The sequence below is a fragment of the Paenibacillus sp. QJM3NY_38 genome (assembly GCF_056173265.1).
In genome coordinates this window covers 3,851,061-3,870,707 of sequence record NZ_CM149665.1, presented here as the reverse complement: position 1 = coordinate 3,870,707, position 19,647 = coordinate 3,851,061, and the positions used below count along the sequence as shown (strand labels likewise).

General features: G+C 47.2%; 20 protein-coding genes and 1 pseudogene. 17 read left to right on the top strand and 4 right to left on the bottom strand.

Annotated elements, in window-relative coordinates; translation table 11 throughout:
* Positions 1 to 132: 132 nt before the first annotated feature.
* Positions 133 to 633, top strand: coding sequence for a MerR family transcriptional regulator (locus AC0VZ8_RS17765; RefSeq protein ID WP_475483873.1), 501 nt, complete (start codon positions 133 to 135; stop codon positions 631 to 633).
* A 2-nt stretch (positions 634 to 635) separates the two neighbouring features.
* On the top strand, positions 636 to 1,070 hold the full coding sequence (locus AC0VZ8_RS17760) for an SRPBCC family protein (protein WP_475483872.1): 435 nt from the start codon (positions 636 to 638) through the stop codon (positions 1,068 to 1,070).
* Between the two features lie 99 nt (positions 1,071 to 1,169).
* On the opposite strand, the gene AC0VZ8_RS17755 is transcribed toward AC0VZ8_RS17760, so the two are convergent.
* Together AC0VZ8_RS17755 and AC0VZ8_RS17750 are read right to left on the bottom strand one after the other, a co-directional pair.
* On the bottom strand, positions 1,170 to 1,343 hold the full coding sequence (locus AC0VZ8_RS17755; RefSeq protein ID WP_202618955.1) for a hypothetical protein: 174 nt from the start codon (positions 1,341 to 1,343) through the stop codon (positions 1,170 to 1,172).
* An 84-nt stretch (positions 1,344 to 1,427) separates the two neighbouring features.
* The gene (locus AC0VZ8_RS17750) at positions 1,428 to 2,021 is read right to left on the bottom strand and encodes a class I SAM-dependent methyltransferase (RefSeq protein WP_475487709.1); all 594 of its coding nucleotides are present in this window, start codon (positions 2,019 to 2,021) and stop codon (positions 1,428 to 1,430) included.
* Between the two features lie 562 nt (positions 2,022 to 2,583).
* On the opposite strand from AC0VZ8_RS17750, the gene AC0VZ8_RS17745 reads away from it, so the two are divergent.
* The 6 genes from AC0VZ8_RS17745 to AC0VZ8_RS17720 all read left to right on the top strand — a co-directional run bounded on the left by AC0VZ8_RS17745 (position 2,584) and on the right by AC0VZ8_RS17720 (position 11,387).
* The gene (locus AC0VZ8_RS17745; protein ID WP_475483871.1) at positions 2,584 to 4,113 is read left to right on the top strand and encodes a lamin tail domain-containing protein; all 1,530 of its coding nucleotides are present in this window, start codon (positions 2,584 to 2,586) and stop codon (positions 4,111 to 4,113) included.
* Positions 4,110 to 8,129 carry a metallophosphoesterase gene (locus tag AC0VZ8_RS17740; RefSeq protein WP_475483870.1) on the top strand — a complete coding sequence of 1,340 codons (4,020 nt, stop codon included), beginning with the start codon at positions 4,110 to 4,112 and terminating at the stop codon, positions 8,127 to 8,129. The genes AC0VZ8_RS17745 and AC0VZ8_RS17740 overlap by 4 nt, the downstream gene beginning before the upstream one ends.
* The gene (locus AC0VZ8_RS17735) at positions 8,083 to 8,508 is read left to right on the top strand and encodes an S-layer homology domain-containing protein (RefSeq protein ID WP_475483869.1); all 426 of its coding nucleotides are present in this window, start codon (positions 8,083 to 8,085) and stop codon (positions 8,506 to 8,508) included. The genes AC0VZ8_RS17740 and AC0VZ8_RS17735 overlap by 47 nt, the downstream gene beginning before the upstream one ends.
* 211 nt (positions 8,509 to 8,719) lie before the next feature.
* A complete protein-coding gene (gene lepB, locus AC0VZ8_RS17730; RefSeq protein WP_475483868.1) occupies positions 8,720 to 9,376 on the top strand; it encodes a signal peptidase I in 657 nt (218 codons plus the stop codon).
* A 396-nt stretch (positions 9,377 to 9,772) separates the two neighbouring features.
* Positions 9,773 to 10,567 carry an SDR family oxidoreductase gene (locus AC0VZ8_RS17725; RefSeq protein WP_475483867.1) on the top strand — a complete coding sequence of 265 codons (795 nt, stop codon included), beginning with the start codon at positions 9,773 to 9,775 and terminating at the stop codon, positions 10,565 to 10,567.
* A gap of 232 nt (positions 10,568 to 10,799) precedes the next feature.
* Entirely contained in the window at positions 10,800 to 11,387 is a 588-nt protein-coding gene (locus AC0VZ8_RS17720) for a dihydrofolate reductase family protein (RefSeq protein ID WP_475483866.1), read from the top strand.
* Here AC0VZ8_RS17720 and AC0VZ8_RS17715 read toward each other — a convergent pair.
* Positions 11,365 to 11,706, bottom strand: coding sequence for an MmcQ/YjbR family DNA-binding protein (locus AC0VZ8_RS17715; RefSeq protein WP_475483865.1), 342 nt, complete (start codon positions 11,704 to 11,706; stop codon positions 11,365 to 11,367). The genes AC0VZ8_RS17720 and AC0VZ8_RS17715 overlap by 23 nt on opposite strands.
* Positions 11,707 to 12,026: 320 nt before the next feature.
* Between AC0VZ8_RS17715 and AC0VZ8_RS17710 the strand changes: the two genes are divergently transcribed.
* The 6 genes from AC0VZ8_RS17710 (at position 12,027) to paiA (ending at position 16,080) form a co-directional block, all read left to right on the top strand.
* Positions 12,027 to 12,710, top strand: coding sequence for a DUF6273 domain-containing protein (locus AC0VZ8_RS17710; RefSeq protein WP_475487708.1), 684 nt, complete (start codon positions 12,027 to 12,029; stop codon positions 12,708 to 12,710).
* 119 nt (positions 12,711 to 12,829) lie between these two features.
* Positions 12,830 to 13,492 carry an FAD-dependent oxidoreductase gene (locus AC0VZ8_RS17705; protein ID WP_475483864.1) on the top strand — a complete coding sequence of 221 codons (663 nt, stop codon included), beginning with the start codon at positions 12,830 to 12,832 and terminating at the stop codon, positions 13,490 to 13,492.
* Positions 13,482 to 14,024 (top strand): FAD-dependent oxidoreductase, encoded by a 543-nt coding sequence (locus tag AC0VZ8_RS17700; RefSeq protein WP_475483863.1) that lies wholly within the window; start codon positions 13,482 to 13,484, stop codon positions 14,022 to 14,024. The genes AC0VZ8_RS17705 and AC0VZ8_RS17700 overlap by 11 nt, the downstream gene beginning before the upstream one ends.
* A gap of 45 nt (positions 14,025 to 14,069) precedes the next feature.
* On the top strand, positions 14,070 to 14,921 hold the full coding sequence (gene sigJ, locus AC0VZ8_RS17695) for an RNA polymerase sigma factor SigJ (RefSeq protein WP_475483862.1): 852 nt from the start codon (positions 14,070 to 14,072) through the stop codon (positions 14,919 to 14,921).
* Positions 14,922 to 15,078: 157 nt separating this feature from the next.
* The gene (locus AC0VZ8_RS17690; RefSeq protein ID WP_071218932.1) at positions 15,079 to 15,531 is read left to right on the top strand and encodes a MarR family winged helix-turn-helix transcriptional regulator; all 453 of its coding nucleotides are present in this window, start codon (positions 15,079 to 15,081) and stop codon (positions 15,529 to 15,531) included.
* A gap of 24 nt (positions 15,532 to 15,555) precedes the next feature.
* A complete protein-coding gene (gene paiA / locus AC0VZ8_RS17685; RefSeq protein WP_475483861.1) occupies positions 15,556 to 16,080 on the top strand; it encodes a spermidine/spermine N(1)-acetyltransferase in 525 nt (174 codons plus the stop codon).
* 146 nt (positions 16,081 to 16,226) lie between these two features.
* On the opposite strand, the gene AC0VZ8_RS17680 is transcribed toward paiA, so the two are convergent.
* Positions 16,227 to 16,973, bottom strand: a complete 747-nt coding sequence (locus tag AC0VZ8_RS17680) for an EcsC family protein (protein WP_260067830.1) — start codon at positions 16,971 to 16,973, stop codon at positions 16,227 to 16,229.
* A gap of 244 nt (positions 16,974 to 17,217) precedes the next feature.
* Between AC0VZ8_RS17680 and AC0VZ8_RS17675 the strand changes: the two genes are divergently transcribed.
* From AC0VZ8_RS17675 to AC0VZ8_RS17665, 3 genes and pseudogenes are all read left to right on the top strand, one after another.
* Positions 17,218 to 17,472, top strand: coding sequence for a hypothetical protein (locus AC0VZ8_RS17675; protein WP_071218935.1), 255 nt, complete (start codon positions 17,218 to 17,220; stop codon positions 17,470 to 17,472).
* A gap of 84 nt (positions 17,473 to 17,556) precedes the next feature.
* Positions 17,557 to 18,612, top strand: a pseudogene (dnaN, locus tag AC0VZ8_RS17670) (DNA polymerase III subunit beta); the annotation flags it as partial.
* Between the two features lie 79 nt (positions 18,613 to 18,691).
* Entirely contained in the window at positions 18,692 to 19,636 is a 945-nt protein-coding gene (locus AC0VZ8_RS17665; RefSeq protein WP_475483860.1) for a prenyltransferase/squalene oxidase repeat-containing protein, read from the top strand.
* Positions 19,637 to 19,647: the final 11 nt, after the last annotated feature.

The following is a 19,647-nucleotide window of genomic DNA, read 5'->3' as shown; positions in this document are numbered from 1 at the left end:
GGATCACTGCTTTAGATAAGAGAACAATCCAAACAAAATTTAAAACAAAAAAATTTCGGTTGCACCTGACGTAACGTCATCTTTTATACTTAAACTACCGGTACATAGTTAGCGCTAACTAAAGGAGCTCTTATGAAACGAAATTGGAAGGTAGGGGAGCTTGCCAAACAAACGGGGCTCACCGTGCGGACTTTGCGATTTTACGATCAAATCGGTTTGTTCTCGCCATCGGGCAAGACGGAGTCCGGTCATAGGCTGTACGATGAATCTGACCTGTCACGCCTGCAGCAGATTATATCGCTTAAAGAATTAGGCTTATCCTTGGAGGATGTAAAGCTCATCCTGAAGGACGAGCAGATCAGCCCACTAGAGATCGTCAAGCTGCAAATAGCCCGAATCAAGGAACAAATCAAGGTGCAGCAGCAGCTTCTTGAACAGCTTCATCATCTATCCAAGTCGATGCAGGGGATGGCGCCATTAGCGGTTGAAGATTTCACTGACCTCATGCAAGCGATTAAAAAAAGCCATGAGAAGTTAGTCATCGAGCGGAGAACGAGCTGGGAGCACCATCTGGATGTATTGGGTAATTTTATTGCCGAGGAAGAGAAAAAATCGAAATTTAGGGAGGATTAATTATGAACGAACGATTTGTTAAACATGCCACCTTCGTCGTCGAGCGGACTTATGCAGCTTCGCCTGCGAAGGTCTATCAAGCTTGGGCCGATCCGGCTGCCAAAGCAAGGTGGTTTTCACAACCCGATATTTTCGAGTTTCATGTCGGAGGACGCGAATATAGCAGCGGTGGCCCGCCAGAGGGGCCCGTCTTTACGTTTGACGCATGCTACCAAGAGATTGTGCCGGAAGAGCGCATCGTCTACAGCTATACCCTGGATTCGGATGACAAACGTATCTCCGTTTCGCTCACAACGGTCGAGCTCATCCCGACCGAGGATGGCACAAAGCTGGTCTTCACGGAGCAGGGGGCATTCTTCGACGGGTATGATACGCCTGAAGTGCGTGAGCATGGGACGAATGAGATGCTTAATGCACTTGGAAAGACACTCGAATAGCGGCTAACAGCATGTTAAACCCCACTGTTCAAAAAATCAGTGGGGTTTAACCAAACTGGATAATAGTTGCGAGAGTGGAGAAATGTTCATAGGTATTTATTACTCTTTCCGACTTATAAACTCATTCGGAACATCTTCACCTTCCGGGTTATTGTTTTTAATTTGGCTAAGACGTCCATTGCGATACTCACCACCATGAACCTTGTTCTGCCGCTGACCATTATTATCTGTACGATCATGCTGATTATGATTATAGTTCTTGTTATTTGCCATTTCGCATTCCACCCTTTTTCTAAGATGTACAACATAGAATGTGTATTGAGATCAGATTTATGCAGATTGGCGGCTGCGAGGACTCTAATTTAGTTGCCTTGTTGGTTCCGCCGTGAAGTAAATCTCGTTATATACCATGCACTTTGTAAACTTCTTAAGTACCTCACATCGGTATTGTCCGTTTTGGAATAAATTTAGGTAGCTATTTTCACTGCGGATATATTTTCCATCATCGTACCAGTTCATAAATCGATTGTTAAATCTTCTTTTCATACAAAAATACGGCTCCATGACGATAACCTTGCCACCTGGTTTCAAAATGCGTTCAAACTCGCCCAAATAGGAACGAATCTGCTCATCTGATATATGGTGTAGAACAGCAACGACAAAGATATAGTCAATGGAGTTGTTTTCTATAGGGATCTGGCGTTCATCAAATACTTCAAAAGTATGGTTGGGGTACAGTCTTTTGGCCAGACGAACCCGATCGATATTGGGCTCAATACCAAGGTACCGATCTGAATGACAAATCGAGCAGTTGGCTCCAGTACCCGACCCAAAATCAAGGATGAATTTATTCTCCAATTGGAAGTGCTTCTGAATATGGTCATGGATATACTTTTTGGTAATCCATTGTGGACGGACAAACCAGTGAAACAGACGCGGAGATAGCGGCATTTCTAACAAGTCACCACCCTTTTTATATAGCACAAAGGTTAATCTGACTCATCGCCCCATTCCTTATACGTAGAAACATTAACCGATTCCCATCGATAAAGACAAATAAACTATTTTTATAAATAAAGCAGCCGGAGTTTGTCATCCGACTGCTTTATTAAGTTCACTCTTCAGGAAAATTATCGAATAGACCTGAGCATACGACTCCATGCATTTCCGTTGAGCCTGCGTCTATATGCCACTCCAATCAGTGTAGCACCCACCCCAACAGCCAATAAAGATATGACGGTTTTCTGATTATTGATTTTGAAAGGGATCATCCGCTGCATTTCATTTCACTCCTTCATCTGAAATATTTGTTCGAGCTCCGAACCATCGTATTATGGGTACGTTATCAACTCTTCATTCAGAAAAAGGATGGGTATAATGATGCTGCAATTTGTTTCCATGTATGATTAAACGTTCCCCTTACTTTCGTTTACGAAACATGCGATTTCGTTTGATATCCGCTTGACCTTTATGCTTTAGCATTTTAGAGGATAAAAGCATAAAGGAGGAGCACATGAAGCGAAAATGGATCGCCGGTTTATTATCCGGCATATTGATTGGCAGCAGCTTTTTTGAGCTTGCGCTTGCAAGCACCCCGGCCTATGCTGCGCCTTCGGGAGCGATGCCCGTATTTATCTCGGAGGTTTATCCCGATGACCGGTCGAATCAGCAAACGATCGACGGCGCGGGTGGGGCCGATCTGTTCGAATATGTTGAGATTTATAATCATTCGGGGGCGCCGATCTCGATTAATGACGAGTTCAACATTCGTTACGACTATAATACGGGCATGAAGACGTTGACGGTGACGGACACGGTCTACGGCAATCCGGATGGGGTGGTCATCCCGGCGGACAGCCCGGCTGTGCTCTGGGTGGAACGGACAAGCTCGTCCATAACCGGGGCGGCAGCCGCCCTGACCGAATCCGATTTTCGTCAGTATCACTCGGTTCCCGGCCATGTGCCGGTATTCAAGCTTCGGGGGCAGGACGGCCTCAACAACACGGACCGCGGCTTATACATAACCCGAAAAGGTGATGACGCCGCCGTGATCAGCGGCTTTTACTATACCGCCGAGGATGTCGGCGACGGCAAGAGCGTACATCTTCAGCCGCCTGCCGGCGGTTCAGGAATGACTCCTTACGCCCGGGAAGCTGCGCCTTCCGCCGGAATTATCGATCCGGGGCAGCTATCGCCGCCTGACAATCGCGTGCCTGATATCAGCCACACGCCGGTCGCTTCGGCCGATCGAACACAGCCGCTGACCGTAAGCGCAAGTGTCTATGACGCAGATGGAGATGCGCTAAAGGTAAAGCTGTTTTACAAAACGGCCGTCAACAGCCCCTACAGCATGATCGATATGGTCGGTCGCGGCGGTGATCAATTTGATGCGGTCATTCCGGCCGATCAGTTGATCGGGGAGAAGCTGCAGTATTATATCGAAGCAGCGGATGGAATTCAGCAGGCGAGATCCGCCGATTATGAAACGGCTTTAACTGGAGGAGCTGCCGGCGGGACCGTTCCGCGCATCCTGATTACTGAACTTCTGCCAAATCCGGCAGGGGATTACCGGATGGGAAGCGGCAACCAGTACGAATACGTTGAAATCTACAATAATTCGAATCAGGTATTGGACCTTAAGGATCACACGCTCTGGTATCTGTACCCGAGTCAGACGGCACCTAAAAGTTGGATGATCCCGGATCATACCGCAATCGAGCCTTACAGCTCAGCCGTCATCTGGTTTGCGAAGGAAGCCGTCACCAACGGCAAAGGATATACAACGACGGCCGACTTCAACCTGCACTTTAACAGCACGCTGAACGATAACGACATTATTTTCTACGATAATTCGAAAGCTTCGGATTTCAATCTTCCGAATTCCCTGCATCGCGGGCTTGCCTTGTCCGCGCCGGGACAAGCCCATTCGTACATTGTACAGGCCTGGTATGATCCCAGCACGCCGGACAGCCCGGACAGGCTGGTCAACACGTTCGTAATGCGGTCGTTCGATATGCCTATCCGGATGCAGGGACGACCATGAGAAGATTGGATAACCGGATGTACGCTAATCCTGGCAGCATTGATCCGGGTCAGGTGCCGCCTGTAACAGGCGTCGACATGATTGCCCCGACGCTCGAGCATGAGCAGACCGCCTATAATTTGGGCAAGGGTCAGGCATATGCAGTTACCGTTACTAGCGACGAGCCACTTGCTTCCGCAGAGGTGTTGATTGGATCAGCCTCCGAGGAGCCAACGGCTTTTACGGATAAGCATGCACTGACGCTTGCGTCCCAGGATAATGGACGTTATGTCTACCAAGGCTCGATCACGCTGAATGAAATCGGGGCCTATCGTTATATCATTGATGCAGTCGACGGGAACGGTAACCGTACGCGGGTCCCATATAACTCCAGAGGCGGGCTTCTGACGGTTAACGAAGGAAGCACGGGGACGGAGCTGCCGGATCCGGGGTTATCCATAACAAAAGGTAGCATGCTGAGCGGGAAGGCATCCTTCTACGCTTACGGCTCCCGCGCCGAGGACGATATCGAAGTTCGCTTCGACGGCAATCCGCTGCCGCTTCGCAAGGCGCTGCCGGGCAAGGTAAACCTGGGCATGCAGACCCGAGGGATCGATCAAATCTACCAAGCGTCGGCAAGCGCACTCAATGCAAGCGGAGAGACTGAATTTTTCGGGCGCATTCTGCCCAAATATATCGACGGCGCATGGTCGATGTTCGATATGGCTCCCGACCTCTTCGTGACCGGAACGACTGTTTCCGTCCATACCGGGAATGAGAATGCACCGTATCAACTCAAAGATCATGACAAGGTATTCGGCAAGAACAACCATGACGATTTCGAAGTGATGAATCTCCATCTCGTGCTCCCGGACGGTTCGGTAGTCAAACCGGATAAGCTGCTGAACTACCTGGGCAACCTCGGCCAGTCGACCGTGGATTACCGGGAGGATACGTACTACGGTTTCGGCGATGCAGATTACGGCAGCAATCCGAACAAGCCGATGATCATCGATTTCCATTTTCCGATTCCGCAGGACAAGTTCACGGCAAGATATGCAGAGCTCGACACCGCTTCGGTAAAGGACGGGGTATATCCTCTGAGCATGTCGATGAACGGACAAGTCTTCCAGTCCATCAACGTGACTGTGGACAATAGCGCTCCCGAGATTGAAAGAATATCGTATGGGGAAGGGCAGTTGTTGACCGACGCCATGCAGCTCAAAGGGCAAATCACGCTGGATGTGGTCGCATCGGACCGTTTAAGCGGTGTAACCGACATTACGGCGGAGCTTGATGGCGAGCCAATCTCACTTCCTTACGAAACGTCTTCCGCGCTGCTTGCACCGGGCGAGCATATTCTAAAAGTGACCGTACTCGACGGGGCCGGCAATTCGGCGGACATTTCCCGTACCTTCATGATTGAAGAGGAGAAACCTCTTCTTCCTGGCGAAGTTTCTCCAGCCGATTTCGCGGAGAACACAGGGTTGAATCCGAGCCTGAGAGCGCGACTCAGCGATCCGAGCGGGGACTCGATGGACGTCCGCTTCTTGGAAGGGGATAAATACGATTTTGCCCGTGAAGACGGGATCGACGGCCATATCAACGTTGCAGACCGGGAGCCGCCGCTTGTACTGGCGCCGGACGGCGAAAAGGGAATCGGCAAGGAGGAGGCCGACAAAGTTGCTTACCCTGACGGGGAGTTTCTTGTTACGGATACGGATTCCGGCTTCCCATATCATCGATTCGAACTCCAGCTGGACGAAGCATGGTCGGAACAGGATACGGTAGAGCTGCATTGGCAAGGACGTACGCTTCCAGGACGCATCGTGACGCTGTATGCATGGGATTATGAGACGGGCAAGTGGACCGCGCTGAAGTCGGCCACCGGTGACGAAGCCGAATCTGACATCACCCTGACAGCGGAAGTGGATCCTAAGCGTTACGTGCGAAACGGCAAAATCCAGGCCATGGCGCAGGATGAAGTGAAGAGCGCGAACGCGCCGTTCAACATTTTATGGTTTACGGACACGCAGTATTACGCGGAATCGTACCCGGACATTTTCGATAAACTGGGTGATTGGATCGCGGAAGAATATAAAAAGGGCTTGTTCAGTTATGTGATCCATACCGGCGATATCGTGAATGTGGCCGACGACGAGAAGCAGTGGGTGGTAGCCGACCGCAACTTGAAGAAGCTGGATGAAGCGGGCGTACCGTATGGCGTCCTCGCGGGCAATCACGACGTCATCATTGACGGTGTGGATTACTCCTACTACGGTAAGTATGTCGGGGCCGACCGGTACAAGAACAATCCTTGGTATGGCGGCGAAATGGATAACAACCGCAATCATTACGACCTTGTGTCGTTTGGAGGTCATGACTTTATTTTCCTGTATATCGGCTTTGGACTAGAGGACACACCAGAGACGATCGCTTGGGCCAACGAGGCGCTGAAGAAGCATGCGGACCGCATCGCGATCGTCGGTATGCACGCTTATCTGGAGAGCAACGGCACCTTGTCCAATATGGCGCAGAGCGTTTATGACCAGGTCATCGCGCCGAACAAAAACGTGCAGCTGGTGCTAAGCGGACATTATCATGCTGCTAACCGGGTCGTGAAGACGGTGACGCATCCGGACGGATCGTCAAGGCAGGTCATCGAAATGCTGGCGGACTATCAGGGAGGACCGAACGGAGGTAACGGGTATCTGCGCCTGCTGAAATTCGATCCATCCTCCGGTACGCTGGACGTGGATACGTATTCGCCTTACTTAGACGATTACAATTTCTTTGACGACGCCATCGAGGATTTTACCGAGCCGTTTGCGTTCAGAGACATTCAAAAACGGGTGGCAACCGATTATTTTGCGGTTAACGTGTACAAGGACGCGCTGATTGGCGAAGAAAAAGACGTGAAGTCCGGAGAAATCGCCTCTACCGTATGGAATGGACGAGAAGCCGGTGAGACGTATTACTGGTATATGGATATTACCGATGAATTCGGCGCTAAGCAGCTTAGCCCGATCTATCGATTTACGACCTCGAAGAAAACCTCTCCTCCGGGGGGCGGGAATGACGGAGGCGGAAACAATGGGGGCGGCGGCGACAACGGAAATAACGGCAACAATGGCAACAATGGCAACAACGGGAACAACGGGAATAACGGAGGCGGCAGTAATCAACCGGGCCAAAGCAAGCCAGATGGAAGGCCGCCAACCACTGGATCTTCCAGTCCGGGAATGATTACGGCGAAAGTCGCCATCAATGGTCAGAGGGCTCAGGCAGCGATCAGCGAAGCAGAGCTCAGCCGTGCCTTCGACAGCGTCGCAGCAAACTCGCGCGGATTCAAAACCGTGACAATTCAATTGGACGAAAGCGCCCGGTCGTTCAACGGCGAAATCGTCATCCAGGTTCCGTCAGCTTACTTGAACAGCAATCATGCGCGGGAACGGATCGAGATCGTAACTCCGCAGGCAACCGTGAAGCTGCCATCCAATATGCTGAACCGTCTGCCGGAAGCAGGGCAGTTGACGAGCCTCGTAATTCGGCCGGGTAATCGAAGCGGGCTTTCCGCGGACCGACTTGCCGGGATTGGGAACAGACCGGTCGTCGAGTTGCTGCTGCAAATCGATGGCAAGACGGTGGAATGGCCGGGAAGCGGCACCCCTGTAACGGTATCGCTCCGTTATGAAGCCAAGGCCGACGAACGAGCGGATCAGCTGCTCGCTTGGGATGTCGATGCCATGGGAAGATCCGCATCTGCTGTGCGGAATGGATATTACAATGCCGAGCTTCGCACCTTGACTTTCGAGACGGACAAGCTTGGCACGTATGCAGTCGCATATAAGCAAGTATCCTATCGGGATGTAGAACCGGGCAGCTGGTATGCAGACGCCGTACATTTCCTCTCTGCCCGAGACATAGTTAAGGGGACAGGGGGAGGAGTATCTCCCGCGGAAGGAGATCAGCCGGGCCGATTTTCTGGTCATGGCCATGAATACCTTCGGGATCATACCAGAGAATACGGATGGTGAAGGTAATTTTGCCGATGCGGGCAGCCGGTACTATACGCCGTATTTATCCGCAGCGAAGAAGCTGGGACTGGTCCATGGAACGGGAGATAACCGGTTCAGACCGGAGGACTCGATCACGCGTCAGGATATGGTCGTCATGCTCCATGCGATCATGGAATCGGCCGGTAGCGAGTTGCCGGGCGGAGATGATAACATCGAACGCTATACCGATGCTAAAGACGTATCCGGTTATGCGAAGGAAGCGATGGACTTCATGTTGGATGCCGAATTGATTCAAGGCACAGGTGGAGGCAAGTTGTCACCGAAGTCCGTTACCGATCGAGGGATGGCAGCAGAGCTGATGTACAACTACTTGGTCAAAAACCGGGAAGCTTCTTAAGAATCAGAATAAAGACGAGTTAGTATCATGTTAATGGATTAACGTAGTTAGAGCGGGAGGAGCCTCCCGCTCTTTTTGTTGCCGTTCGGTTGCGGCTGTGGTTTCAGGCTGTTGTTAAACTAACTGTCAGATTAGTTCAATTAATGTACTATACGTTAGGCACATCAACCATAAGATTTGGTATAAAGTATAATGAGTCGAGGGGGGCGAAATGATGAAAGTGGTCAAAGTTGCTTTTGTATTTGTACTGTTGTTTGCTGGATGTAGTCCAAGTGACTCAAGGGAAATTATCTCCGATTCCATAACCACGCCAGCGATTCATACAGTAACCAATAATGAGTTGAATTCCCGGCACATCATCTATAATCACAACTATGACAATATGGATCGGGGAAATCATGATTTAGAAGGAGAGGTTGTGATTGATTTGCAGTATTATAATGAGCATGCGATTAGCCGAGGTGATATCGTATACTTCAAAAATCCTGAAACTAAAAAGAATCTTGGTGAGTACAGTATTTCTAGAGTAATCGGGCTACCTGGCGAGAAAGTAAAGATTGATAAGGGACAAATCTTTATTAACGGAAAATTGCTTGATACTTTTTACGGAAGAGCACATCGACTGGGTTCTGATCTCGAAAGTTTGAAAAAAGCTTTAGAACGCGTTGACTTAGAAGAGCAAATCCGAAAAAACATTGAAAATAATGTGGATTATTTTCAACAATATAGTATGAAGGAAATCGAGATCCCCGATAGCAGCGTATATCTTGTAGGTGATGATTGGTTCCGCAGTAATGATAGCCGATTGTTCGGTCCATTACCCAAAGATAACATTGTGGGGAAACTGGTGGGTGTACTTGGTAGTTGAGGCATGTAGCCTTGCGCGCTTATAATCCGAATATGTCGATGTAATTGAGCGGCAAATGAGGTTGAGTTCCCTTTAAAATATCTTCCTTGACATGTTCTGGTTATATTATGTAATCTGTTTTTGGATATGAAGGAAAGGGGACTCGTATTCAAATGTGGACTTCCTTGTAATGGTTTGATTGTAGGTGATCGCGTGATTCGACCTTGGCTAATTGCCATAGGTTTGGTGAATCATGCCATCCTCAACCATTTCAAGGGATGCGAGAGACCGTTTATTTCACCCGCTGCGCGAATATGTGAGGTATCCGCTTTTTTTGGTTAAGGCAGCGGAAGCAATTCATCTCCAATGATGAACGATTCTCTTGTCTTCTCTTAACCGTAGGAGGTATTTCTTATCATGAAGAGACTGCAAGGGAAAATTGCCGTCGTCACTGGCGTAAGCCGTCCTGGGGGAATCGGAGCTGCGATATGCCGGACATTGGCTCGCGAAGGTGCTGATCTATTCTATACTCATCTATATGACTATGATAAAACAATATATCCGAATGATGCAGACAAGAGTTGGCCAAATTTATTTGCCGACGAGCTTCGCCAGTTGGGCGTTCAAGCCGCACATATGAATTTGGACTTAGCCGATTCCGGTTCGGCTGTCAAACTGCTGCAAGAAGTCCGAACTACGATCGGGCTTCCGACAATCCTTGTCAATAACGCTACGTATAGCGTCGATGCCGATTTTCGTCAATTAAATGAGGCTCTTATCGATGCCCATTGTGCTGTCAACATGAGGGGGACTTTCATGCTATGTGCCGAATTCGCTCGAATGCTTGAGTCAGAGCAACGTGCACATACCGACGGGTTACCCGGCGGAAGAATCATTAATCTTACCTCTGGCCAAGGAAAAGGCCCAATGCCCGGTAATCTCATCTATGCTGCAACGAAAGGAGCCATCTCCGTTTTTACCGAATCATTGGCTGTAGAGCTGGCTCCGCTTTATATCACTGTGAACGCTATCGATCCCGGTCCTACCGATTCGGGCTGGATGTCCGAAGAGGTGAAGACAGCCCTGCTTCCGAGATTTCCGATGGGGAGGATCGGTCTTCCCGAAGATGCGGCCCGTCTGATCGCTTTTCTAGCAAGTGAAGATTCAGAGTGGATTACCGGACAAATTATTCATTCCAGAGGCGGTTTCTAAAGTGGATTTCTTTTACCGTCTAGCATTGTAACGTACGAGTTACGAGTTCTCATTGTATTATCAGAGAAACATAGTTTAATCAGACAGAAGAAGGCAGCCGATCATTGTGATCGGTTGTCTTTTTTAAGCTAACGGGCAGCATGAACTGATAAAATACTTTTATGAAATAAGACATAAGATGACATAATTATGATTTACAATGAGTGATATATCCCGAAAGGAGCTACAAATCGTGAAACGTAAAATCATTTTAGATTTAGCCGTTACTTTGGATGGTTTTATTGAAGGGAAGAATGGGGAAGTAGATTGGTGCATTATGGACGCTGAGATGGGGTTTGCGGATTTTTTAAATCAAATCGATACGATTATGTATGGAAGAAAAAGTTATGATTTATGGGGGCAGTTCACGCCGGATATGGATCCGTCGGATGCTGAGCAAGAATTATGGTCAAACTATCACAGTAAAGAAAAATATGTGTTCTCCAGGACGCAAACAGGGAGCGATCATAAAGCGACATACATCAATGATCATATCCTTGAAGAAGTACATGCATTAAAGAATAAGCCGGGTAAAGACATCTGGTTATATGGGGGAGCAAGCCTAATTACAACCTTTATTCAGTTAGGGCTGGTTGATGAATTCAGATTATCGGTTCACCCTGTCATCTTGGGAGAAGGAAAACCGTTGTTTATGGATATCAAGCAAAGGTTGAATTTAAAGATGGTGAATACAAAAACATTCTCCTCCGGGGTCGTGCAGCTCATTTATCATTTGGATAGGAATGCAGTTAACCATGTTAACCTCGAGAAGACGCCTTAGTTAAAACATAGCTCTGTCTGATCATTTCACGGATTTCTTCTTCAGGTACGGTGCCGTCAAGAATAATCGAATTCCAATGGTCTTTATTAAGATGAAAGGCCGGGACTACTGCAGTGTATGCCTGCCGTAAGAACTCCAGCATGCCGGATTCACACTTAACATTGATCCAGATATGATCCTCTTTTTCAAAAATCCACGCAAAAACTTTATTTGTATCTTTATGTCGAATCACGGTCCAATTCTTATCACGAAATGGTTGATCCTCATACGAATGGTCCAAACTCAAGCAGTAATCGATGGCTTCCTGTCTACTTCTCATCCCTAAATCCCCCAACCTATAACATATAAAAATGCCGTGAGTTTAACGGCATTTTTGTGCTCTCCTAATCAACAGCAAGCGTAGGACTATTTATAACATAACAAATATGATTGTCGGAGGACAAGCCGTAACTGAGGTGAAATTTCATGGGCATCAAACAAATTCAACGCACACAAGCCTTAGAAACAAACATTCAAGTACATTGCTAAGCTATTATAAATTGATATGGGAAGGATCAACGGTGTGCCGATTTTAACTTAGCACTTGCATCCATGTTGTACAATCCAACTAGATACGTAAAGGAGGAGATCTTTTTGGGAATGGAATATCTTGCTTCCGCGCCGTTCCGAAGCGCAAAGCCCGGCGACATCATTACTTTCGGCACTTACCCGCAGTCTTCTGACGGTGCAGACAGATCCCCGATCCTGTGGAGGGTGCTGCAAAATTCAGGAAGAGAGCTGTTCCTGTTGAGCGAGTACATTTTAGACTGCAGGCGGTATCACGGCGAAAGCGTGGATATGAAATGGCGTGATAGCGTGGATATTACGTGGCATGACTGTGATTTGCGCAAGTGGCTGAATAATGAATTCTACAACACCGCATTTAATGCGACAGAAAAGGAATTCATAAAGACGACGCATTGTGCGGACAACGGAGAAGTCAGCCCGGATACGGAGGATAAAGTTTTTTTGCTTAGCGTTACGGAGATCAAGGAGTTATCTGAGATTCACGGAAAGGAGTTACGGCGCGCCGTTGGAACGGATTTTGCCAAATCGAAAAAAAACGATGGATGCAGCTTATATGTATACGATAAAGCAAATCAGGATAACTACATCATCAGAAACGGCGAAGAAGTCGGCTGTTCCTGGTGGTGGCTGCGAACGCAAGGAAACAAGCCCTCGCGTGCGTTTTTTATCGGTCCAAGCTGCAGTATTCGCAGCTATGCGAATGTAAGTCTCTCCCGTGACGGCGTGCGTCCCGCTTTAAAACTTACTCTGAAATAGAACGGGGCTTTTCCAGATTGGGGAGGCGCTCTAACCCGGCTCTTAAAGAATCGCCGTCGGAAATGTCACAAATCAGCGCCCTATATTGTTTTATGTGTAAAATGCAAAGGAGCTGAGGAATGATGAACGACTTGACATGCATCATTATTGGAGGCGGCCATGCAGGGCTTTCAGCGCTTAAAGCGATAAAAGAAACAACCCGGAACATGACGAATGGACGTCGGATTCGGTTTGTTCTGCTTGACAAGCAGCCAGGTCATGTGCGCAAAATACTGTTGTTCCGTCCGGCCGTAGGTGAGGAAGAGATTATGATTCCTTGGACGCATTATAGTTTTTCAGAAGGAGTCGAATTCGTGCAAGGAACGGTTACGTCTGTGGATAGCGGGGGGAAGCAGATTCAATATAAGGATGCACAAGGAGATGAGGCCTGGGTTCGTTATGATCTTTTAGTCGTAGCGGTCGGCAGCGTCGTGCGGCGCCCTGATCCTGATCGGGGAGGCATTTCTTTAACCGATCAGCAAACCGCAGCAGTCATCCGGGAGCGCTGGCGCGCCAATCTACGGCAAGCTGTTCACGAGACAGATGTTAGGGAACGTAAGCGACTGATGAGCGTCGCAGTTGCGGGAGCGGGTATCAGTGGCATTGAGACATCGGCTGAGCTGGCGCTAGAGATGCAGAAGGAAGCAGCTTTACTTGGACTTCATTCGTCCGAAAGTCTCTGTCTATTTAATGAATGCGCAGGAGCGGTTATTCCCAGAAGCACCCGAGAAAGTGGGACATAAGCTGGAATTGACGCTTAACAAATGCGGAGTGACCGTGCTTCATAATCGTAAGGCGCTAAGAGAGGAAGCAGGCGTGATGACGGTCAGCCATGGTGATCGTCTGCCGGTTGGCCTGTGTATATGGACGATTGGCCTGATTCCGAATCCGGACCTTCGCAGTATGGGCTTGCCGCTTACTCCGGACGGTCAAGTACTGGTGGATGGATCCTATCGCGTGCAAGGGGTAACGGGTGTATACAGCATCGGCGACTGTACGAGAATCGTCGATCCGAGAAACGACATCGCAGATCAAATGACGTGCAAAGAAGGCGGCCTGCAGGGAGAACGACTGGGGAAAATCGTTATGGCCGATTTGGAGGGACGCCCCGCTCCGGTTCACAAGAAGGTTCCCTTAGATTTTTTCTGCATTGGACTTGGGAAGAACCGCGGATTGGTGTGGGGACGCAAACGGGGGGTAAACCTGATTATAACTGGAAAACTTGCGTGGAAATTTAGGAATATTGCATGGAAAGCAGGCAGTAAACTTCTATAGAAAGAAGAGACCTAGCTTGCAGATAAGAGAAGGTGAGAAGCCGAAGTGGAAGAACTGTACGATCAATATAAAGCGCTCTTGTTCACACTGGCCTATCAATTAACAGGTTCTGTGGCAGACGCGGAAGATGCGGTGCAGGACGTGTTTGTTAAGGCGCACGACGTACATCCCGAACGTTTGGAGGAGCCGAAGGCATATTTGTGCAGAATGGTAACCAACCACTGCCTTAATCAGCAAAAATCAGCACGGAAGAGACGCGAAATTTACGTTGGTCCCTGGCTCCCTGAACCGATTCGGACGCCTGAGGCGGATACCATCGAAACAACCGTTGTCCGCTTCGATCTGCTATCTTACGCCATGCTCGTACTGCTCGAGCGGCTGTCCCCGACAGAGCGGGCGGTTTTCGTTTTGCGTGAAGCGCTTGGCTTCGAATATGCCGAAATAGCCGATCTGATCGGGAAGCGAGAGGCGAATTGCCGCAAGATGATGAGCCGGGCAAGAAGCAAGATGGGGGTTTCCGAGAAGGAGCCCGTAAAGAACGACGCAGATGAAAAGGAATGGATAAACCGTTTCCTCGTGTCCCTCGAGCAAGGGAATATCGATCATTTGTTGTCTCTGCTTACCGAAGACGTCATGTTCGTTGCCGATGGAGGCGGCAAAGCCCTGGCGTACAAGCGCCCAATTCAAACGCGCGATTACGTGGCCCGAGTCTTGCTCGACGGGTTCCAGAGCATACAGGGGAAACTTCACCTCGAACCCGTACCTCTTAACGGTGAGACCGGCTTCGTCATCCGTTCGGGGAATGAAATTTTGGCGGCGATATGCATACAACTCCGGCACGGAAAGCTGGCCAGAATGTATGCCGTGCGGAACCCGGATAAGCTTGCTCGGGTTTAGGTCGTCGAGTGCAGCTTCAATCTAATGACCATTTCGATGAATCAGGACATTTCATTGAAGTGGTCGTTTTTTTTATTGCAAATACAACATTTTTATATTAAAATAAACATGCGTTTTATTGCATTTACAACATAAATGAAAACGAGGGAGTCAATGGATGAAAGGAATTCTTCGTGAAATTGGAATGATCGCAAGGGCATTAGATTCGATAAGCAATATAGAATTTAAAGAATATGACCTGACGAAAGGACAGTATCTGTACCTTGTGCGAGTATGTGAAAACCCAGGAATCATTCAAGAGAAGTTAGCTGAGATGATAAAAGTAGATCGAACAACTGCGGCCCGTGCTATCAAAAAGCTTGAACTTCATGGCTTTATTGAAAAGAAAGAAGATCAACATAATAGAAAAATCAAAAAACTCTTTCCAACGGAGAAAGGGAAACATGTTTATCCTTTTATACAAAGAGAACATGATTACTCCAATACGGTTGCATTAGAGGGATTTTCCGAAAGTGAAGCAGAAGCCATGTTTAATCTGCTACAAAGAGTCAGAAAGAACGTTGAAAAAGACTGGGAGTTTGTAAAAAAGGGCAACAAGAGATTGTATTGAATTACTAAATGGAGGAGAAACCCATTGACTTTAAAAATAAGAAAATGCACGTTAGAGGACCTAGGATTACTTCAAGACATTAGTGTTGAGACGTTTAATGAGACATTTAAAGATCAAAATTCACCTGAAAATATGAAAGCCTATTTAGAAAGAGCATTTAACTTAAACCAATTAGAAAAAGAGATATGCAATAGCTCTTCGGAGTTCTATTTTATTTATTCTAATGGGGAAATCGCCGGGTATTTAAAGGTCAACACCCATGATGCCCAAACTGAAATCATGGGCAATGATTCGCTTGAAATCGAGAGGATATATATTAAGGGCATATATCAAAAGCATGGGCTTGGCAAGTTTCTGCTGAATAAAGCCGTGGAGATCGCGATGGAACGAAATAAAAAGAGTGTCTGGCTAGGCGTATGGGAACGAAATGAAAATGCCATTGCTTTTTATAAAAAAAGGGGGTTTGTTCAAACAGGAACCCATTCTTTCTATATGGGGGATGAAGAACAGAAGGACTTTATCATGACCAAAACATGCATAGAGCACTGAAAAGAATTTTAGCTAAAAACGGGTATTGGGCTCGTGATATCGGATGTGGGTTCAAGGCGAACCAAAAGGCAGCTAATCTGCGGATTAGCTGCCTTGTTTTTGTTCATGCAACGTTCTTGGATGTGCATATGGCGATATAGAGAGGATTAACCCAAATCCACGAAACCATCGTGCAATCTGCGGAGGCGATAAGCGTTCATGGCGGATTCACGCAGTTCCTCGAGAATGGTGTAATTGGCCCACGCGCCTGCGACAGCGCCGATCCCAGGGACCATCTGCAGCATCTTCCGAAAGTCCATGGCGTCACGATACTCGATCTGAAATGTCTCCCAGTCCATATTCTGGGCGTAATCGGCGTCAGAGAGCCATTGTTCCTTTTCCATATGCCAATGTTTGATGGAATGGAGCAACCTCGCACGGTTTTCCTGCCCTGAAAAGGTCATTTGAAATACCTTGAGAATGAACACCCGTTCGGAGAAGTGTTTTGTGTCGTAACCGTAAACATGGGACAGCTCGAACAAAAATTTCATTTTGATCGCAATTAATGCTGGAAAATCCACCATGCTGAACATAATGCCGCCAGCACCCGTTCCAGCGCCTTCGGCAACCGCAACTTTCTGGTACAGGGCAAACAACTCTTTCGCTTCTTGATCGGCATTCTCCAATTCCAGAGTATGCTGAACCGGACGGTTAGGCGTATATTCCGCACCGAACAGCGATGTGCGCACGATCGATCGTATGGTTGTCGTAATGATGCTGTGCACCTTCGGGGGAATCAAATGATTGATTCGATTACCGATGGTTTTCGATGTCTTTTCCAGCCATCCCGGCGGTTTGAACATTTTATGTTCCCAGTCGGCAATTTCCCTCTGTACTTTATGTTCGTAATTCATGATCAATCGCTCCTCAAAAATACTTAGCTATATTCTAACGAATATCTCCGTGAATCGAAACAGACTGCGGAAGGGAGGGGACCTCGACTAAAGTCCAGTTTCACATTAGGCGATATTCGGTATCCAGCAGCTTGTTAGAAGACAACTTTTTGATATTTCTAATTGGCAGTAAATAGAAATCTGTGATAAAATATGAATATGCATAATTGATTTAAGTAACTTAATTCAATGGAGTGACTTGGCAGTGGAGGATGAACAATTCAAGATCGGTCTTTCTAAAAAAGACGGTCAGCTCGGCTTCGTCTTTGATCGTGGAGGGCCTCGCGAGGGGGCGGGAAGAAAGGGAATCGGCATAACCAAGAAGATATCCTTGACTCTGACAAAAGATATTTGGGAAGAAATTGATCGTGAGTGTGAAGAACGAGCGATCTCTCGGTCTTCATTCTTTAGAAATATTATGGAGTCCTATTACGCCGCCGCTAATAAGAAAGACAGGTGAATAAGTTGTTAGTGCACATATCCGAGGGACTTACTTGCTAAGGCTGTTCAACATGTCTATAAAGCTGTATCGAGTAATAGTCCGGTATCTAGATTGTCCGGGCTATACATCCATGCCGGAAGAGAAGGGGTATTGTTTAGCGGCAGTAATACAAGTCTTACGGTTCAATATAAGGTTTGTAATACGGATAGTAAAGTTCTTATTCTTAATAAGGGAAGTATCGTCTGCCCAGGCAAGTATCTATTTGAGATCATTCGTAAATTAGAGGATGGGAAAGTGACCTTGGAGGTCAATGAGCACCTTGTGCTAAGCATTAGTTCTGAGAACACACGAGCTTGCCTGAGTGGAATGTCTCCTATTGAATACCCTTTCATCCGGCCACCATATTATCATCAATCAGCTAATTACATAAATGTATCGTGCAACTTATTCATATCTGTGATTAACCAGGTAGCAGGAGCAGCCTCAACATCTGAGGCAAAGCCGATACTGACAGGAGTATCGTTGGAGATTCAAGGGAACCAGCTTAATTTGATTGCTACAGACGGGGTTATACGAATGGCTTCTCTATCAATCTGTATTGAGAACGAAGGAGGGGTCTCTGGAAGCGTTGTAATACCTGGTGAAAATTTAATGGAGATAGCCAAAATGCTGGCTGTTGATGGCCTAACAATGGTAACTATAGAGCTTAATCATCATGAGATCAGATTTATGACGCCGAATCTGCTTATTACTTCGGTGTTAATCGAAGGTATGTACCCTTCAACCAGAAATCTTGTTCCTACTTCTCATGTTTCCGAGATTGTTCTTAACATTAAATCATTAAGACAAATGGTTGAGCGCGTATCTGTATTGGCTGACTATCACTTAGTTACGATGCATGTATCAGAAAACAAATTGGAGCTTACATCCAGTACGCCCGAAATTGGTGATGTAAGTGATGTGCTGCTTTTGGAAGATAAGATCGGAGAAAATTTTAGCATTACGATTAATGTGAAATATCTCATAAGTACGTTACGGTGCATCGAGTCAGATAGTATCCGAGTACGGTTTGCTGGTCGAAAAAGTCCCGTTGTATTGCTTCCAGCCTTGGAAGATAGAGCATGTTTGTTCTTGTTAACTCCTGTCATGACAAGATAAACGATGTAAGGGGATGATTGGGGCAGTCAATCCGATGGGCGGTACATTACGAAGCGAGGTTTAAAAAAGGGGATACTAGATGGAAAATAATCAAGCTGTTCGTTTGGCCATTGAAGAATCTATTCAGTTTCTTGAATTTGCACCGCATTTTACGATGGCTCACGGCGAGTACACTCGACGAAAATGGGATGGAGCTTGGTGGCATATGGCTGCTCTTTATGAAATGGGAGAAGTGAAACGAATCCCCCGGTCCGCTATTGAAAGAGCGATACACCTTCTCAAAACCCAGGTCTGGCCAACTTTTATTATATCCGCCGATGATCATCCAACAAGTGAAAGTGATAAGATGAAGTTGGATTGCTGCCATTGTGAACTTGCCGTATTCTATATGATTCTAATGGGGTATGGCTGTGATTTGGACAAGGAACTGCCTTGGATTCGTGAATGGCTCTTAAAGCATCAGCTTCCTGATGGCGGACTGAATTGCGATCCTGATGCTTATACTCATTCTAAAAAAAGCTCGATTGTCTCAACATTGCCTCCGCTTGAAGCTATCTTATGGCATACTGACCGGGAATTCACCGAACAGGAAGCTGTTTTCTTAGACGAAGGTGCACGTTATTTAATTGAGCATCGACTTGTATGTTCTAAACAAAATGGGAATGTCATCGATACCGATTGGCTGAAACCTTGCTTTCCAAGGTTTTTTGAATATGATATATTGCGCGGCATGTCCTTCTTAGCAGAATGGTCTCGGCGTAGGAACAAACTGCTTCCTGTTGGGTTAATTCATGAAAGATTGGAACGCTTGAATACATCAATGGCAGCAGAGGGTTTGCGTATCGGTAGACAAGTCTTTGATCCGCAAGGCCCGTGGGGTGGGCAAACTTTTTCCTTATTAGAAGCAACGGCAGGCATTGGTGTCGTTTCGCCTTATCTAACCAGACATTTGGATCGAGTAATCGAACGGCTGGGACCGGAATATACCTTACGATCAAAGACAATGGGAAGAGTACCTCAGTAGTAGATGTTTCC

Bases quoted from the DNA above. Each gene is read 5' to 3' on its own strand.
- lepB (WP_475483868.1), top strand. From the start codon at position 8,720: ATGATGAAAGTGGTCAAAGTTGCTTTTGTATTTGTACTGTTGTTTGCT.
- AC0VZ8_RS17740 (WP_475483870.1), top strand. From the start codon at position 4,110: ATGAGAAGATTGGATAACCGGATGTACGCTAATCCTGGCAGCATTGAT.
- AC0VZ8_RS17715 (WP_475483865.1), bottom strand. From the start codon at position 11,706: ATGAGAAGTAGACAGGAAGCCATCGATTACTGCTTGAGTTTGGACCAT.
- AC0VZ8_RS17705 (WP_475483864.1), top strand. From the start codon at position 12,830: ATGATGAACGACTTGACATGCATCATTATTGGAGGCGGCCATGCAGGG.
- AC0VZ8_RS17690 (WP_071218932.1), top strand. From the start codon at position 15,079: ATGAAAGGAATTCTTCGTGAAATTGGAATGATCGCAAGGGCATTAGAT.
- AC0VZ8_RS17750 (WP_475487709.1), bottom strand. From the start codon at position 2,021: ATGCCGCTATCTCCGCGTCTGTTTCACTGGTTTGTCCGTCCACAATGG.
- AC0VZ8_RS17745 (WP_475483871.1), top strand. From the start codon at position 2,584: ATGAAGCGAAAATGGATCGCCGGTTTATTATCCGGCATATTGATTGGC.
- AC0VZ8_RS17735 (WP_475483869.1), top strand. From the start codon at position 8,083: ATGGCCATGAATACCTTCGGGATCATACCAGAGAATACGGATGGTGAA.
- AC0VZ8_RS17760 (WP_475483872.1), top strand. From the start codon at position 636: ATGAACGAACGATTTGTTAAACATGCCACCTTCGTCGTCGAGCGGACT.
- AC0VZ8_RS17710 (WP_475487708.1), top strand. From the start codon at position 12,027: ATGGAATATCTTGCTTCCGCGCCGTTCCGAAGCGCAAAGCCCGGCGAC.
- AC0VZ8_RS17680 (WP_260067830.1), bottom strand. From the start codon at position 16,973: ATGAATTACGAACATAAAGTACAGAGGGAAATTGCCGACTGGGAACAT.
- AC0VZ8_RS17765 (WP_475483873.1), top strand. From the start codon at position 133: ATGAAACGAAATTGGAAGGTAGGGGAGCTTGCCAAACAAACGGGGCTC.
- AC0VZ8_RS17755 (WP_202618955.1), bottom strand. From the start codon at position 1,343: ATGGCAAATAACAAGAACTATAATCATAATCAGCATGATCGTACAGAT.
- AC0VZ8_RS17665 (WP_475483860.1), top strand. From the start codon at position 18,692: ATGGAAAATAATCAAGCTGTTCGTTTGGCCATTGAAGAATCTATTCAG.
- AC0VZ8_RS17725 (WP_475483867.1), top strand. From the start codon at position 9,773: ATGAAGAGACTGCAAGGGAAAATTGCCGTCGTCACTGGCGTAAGCCGT.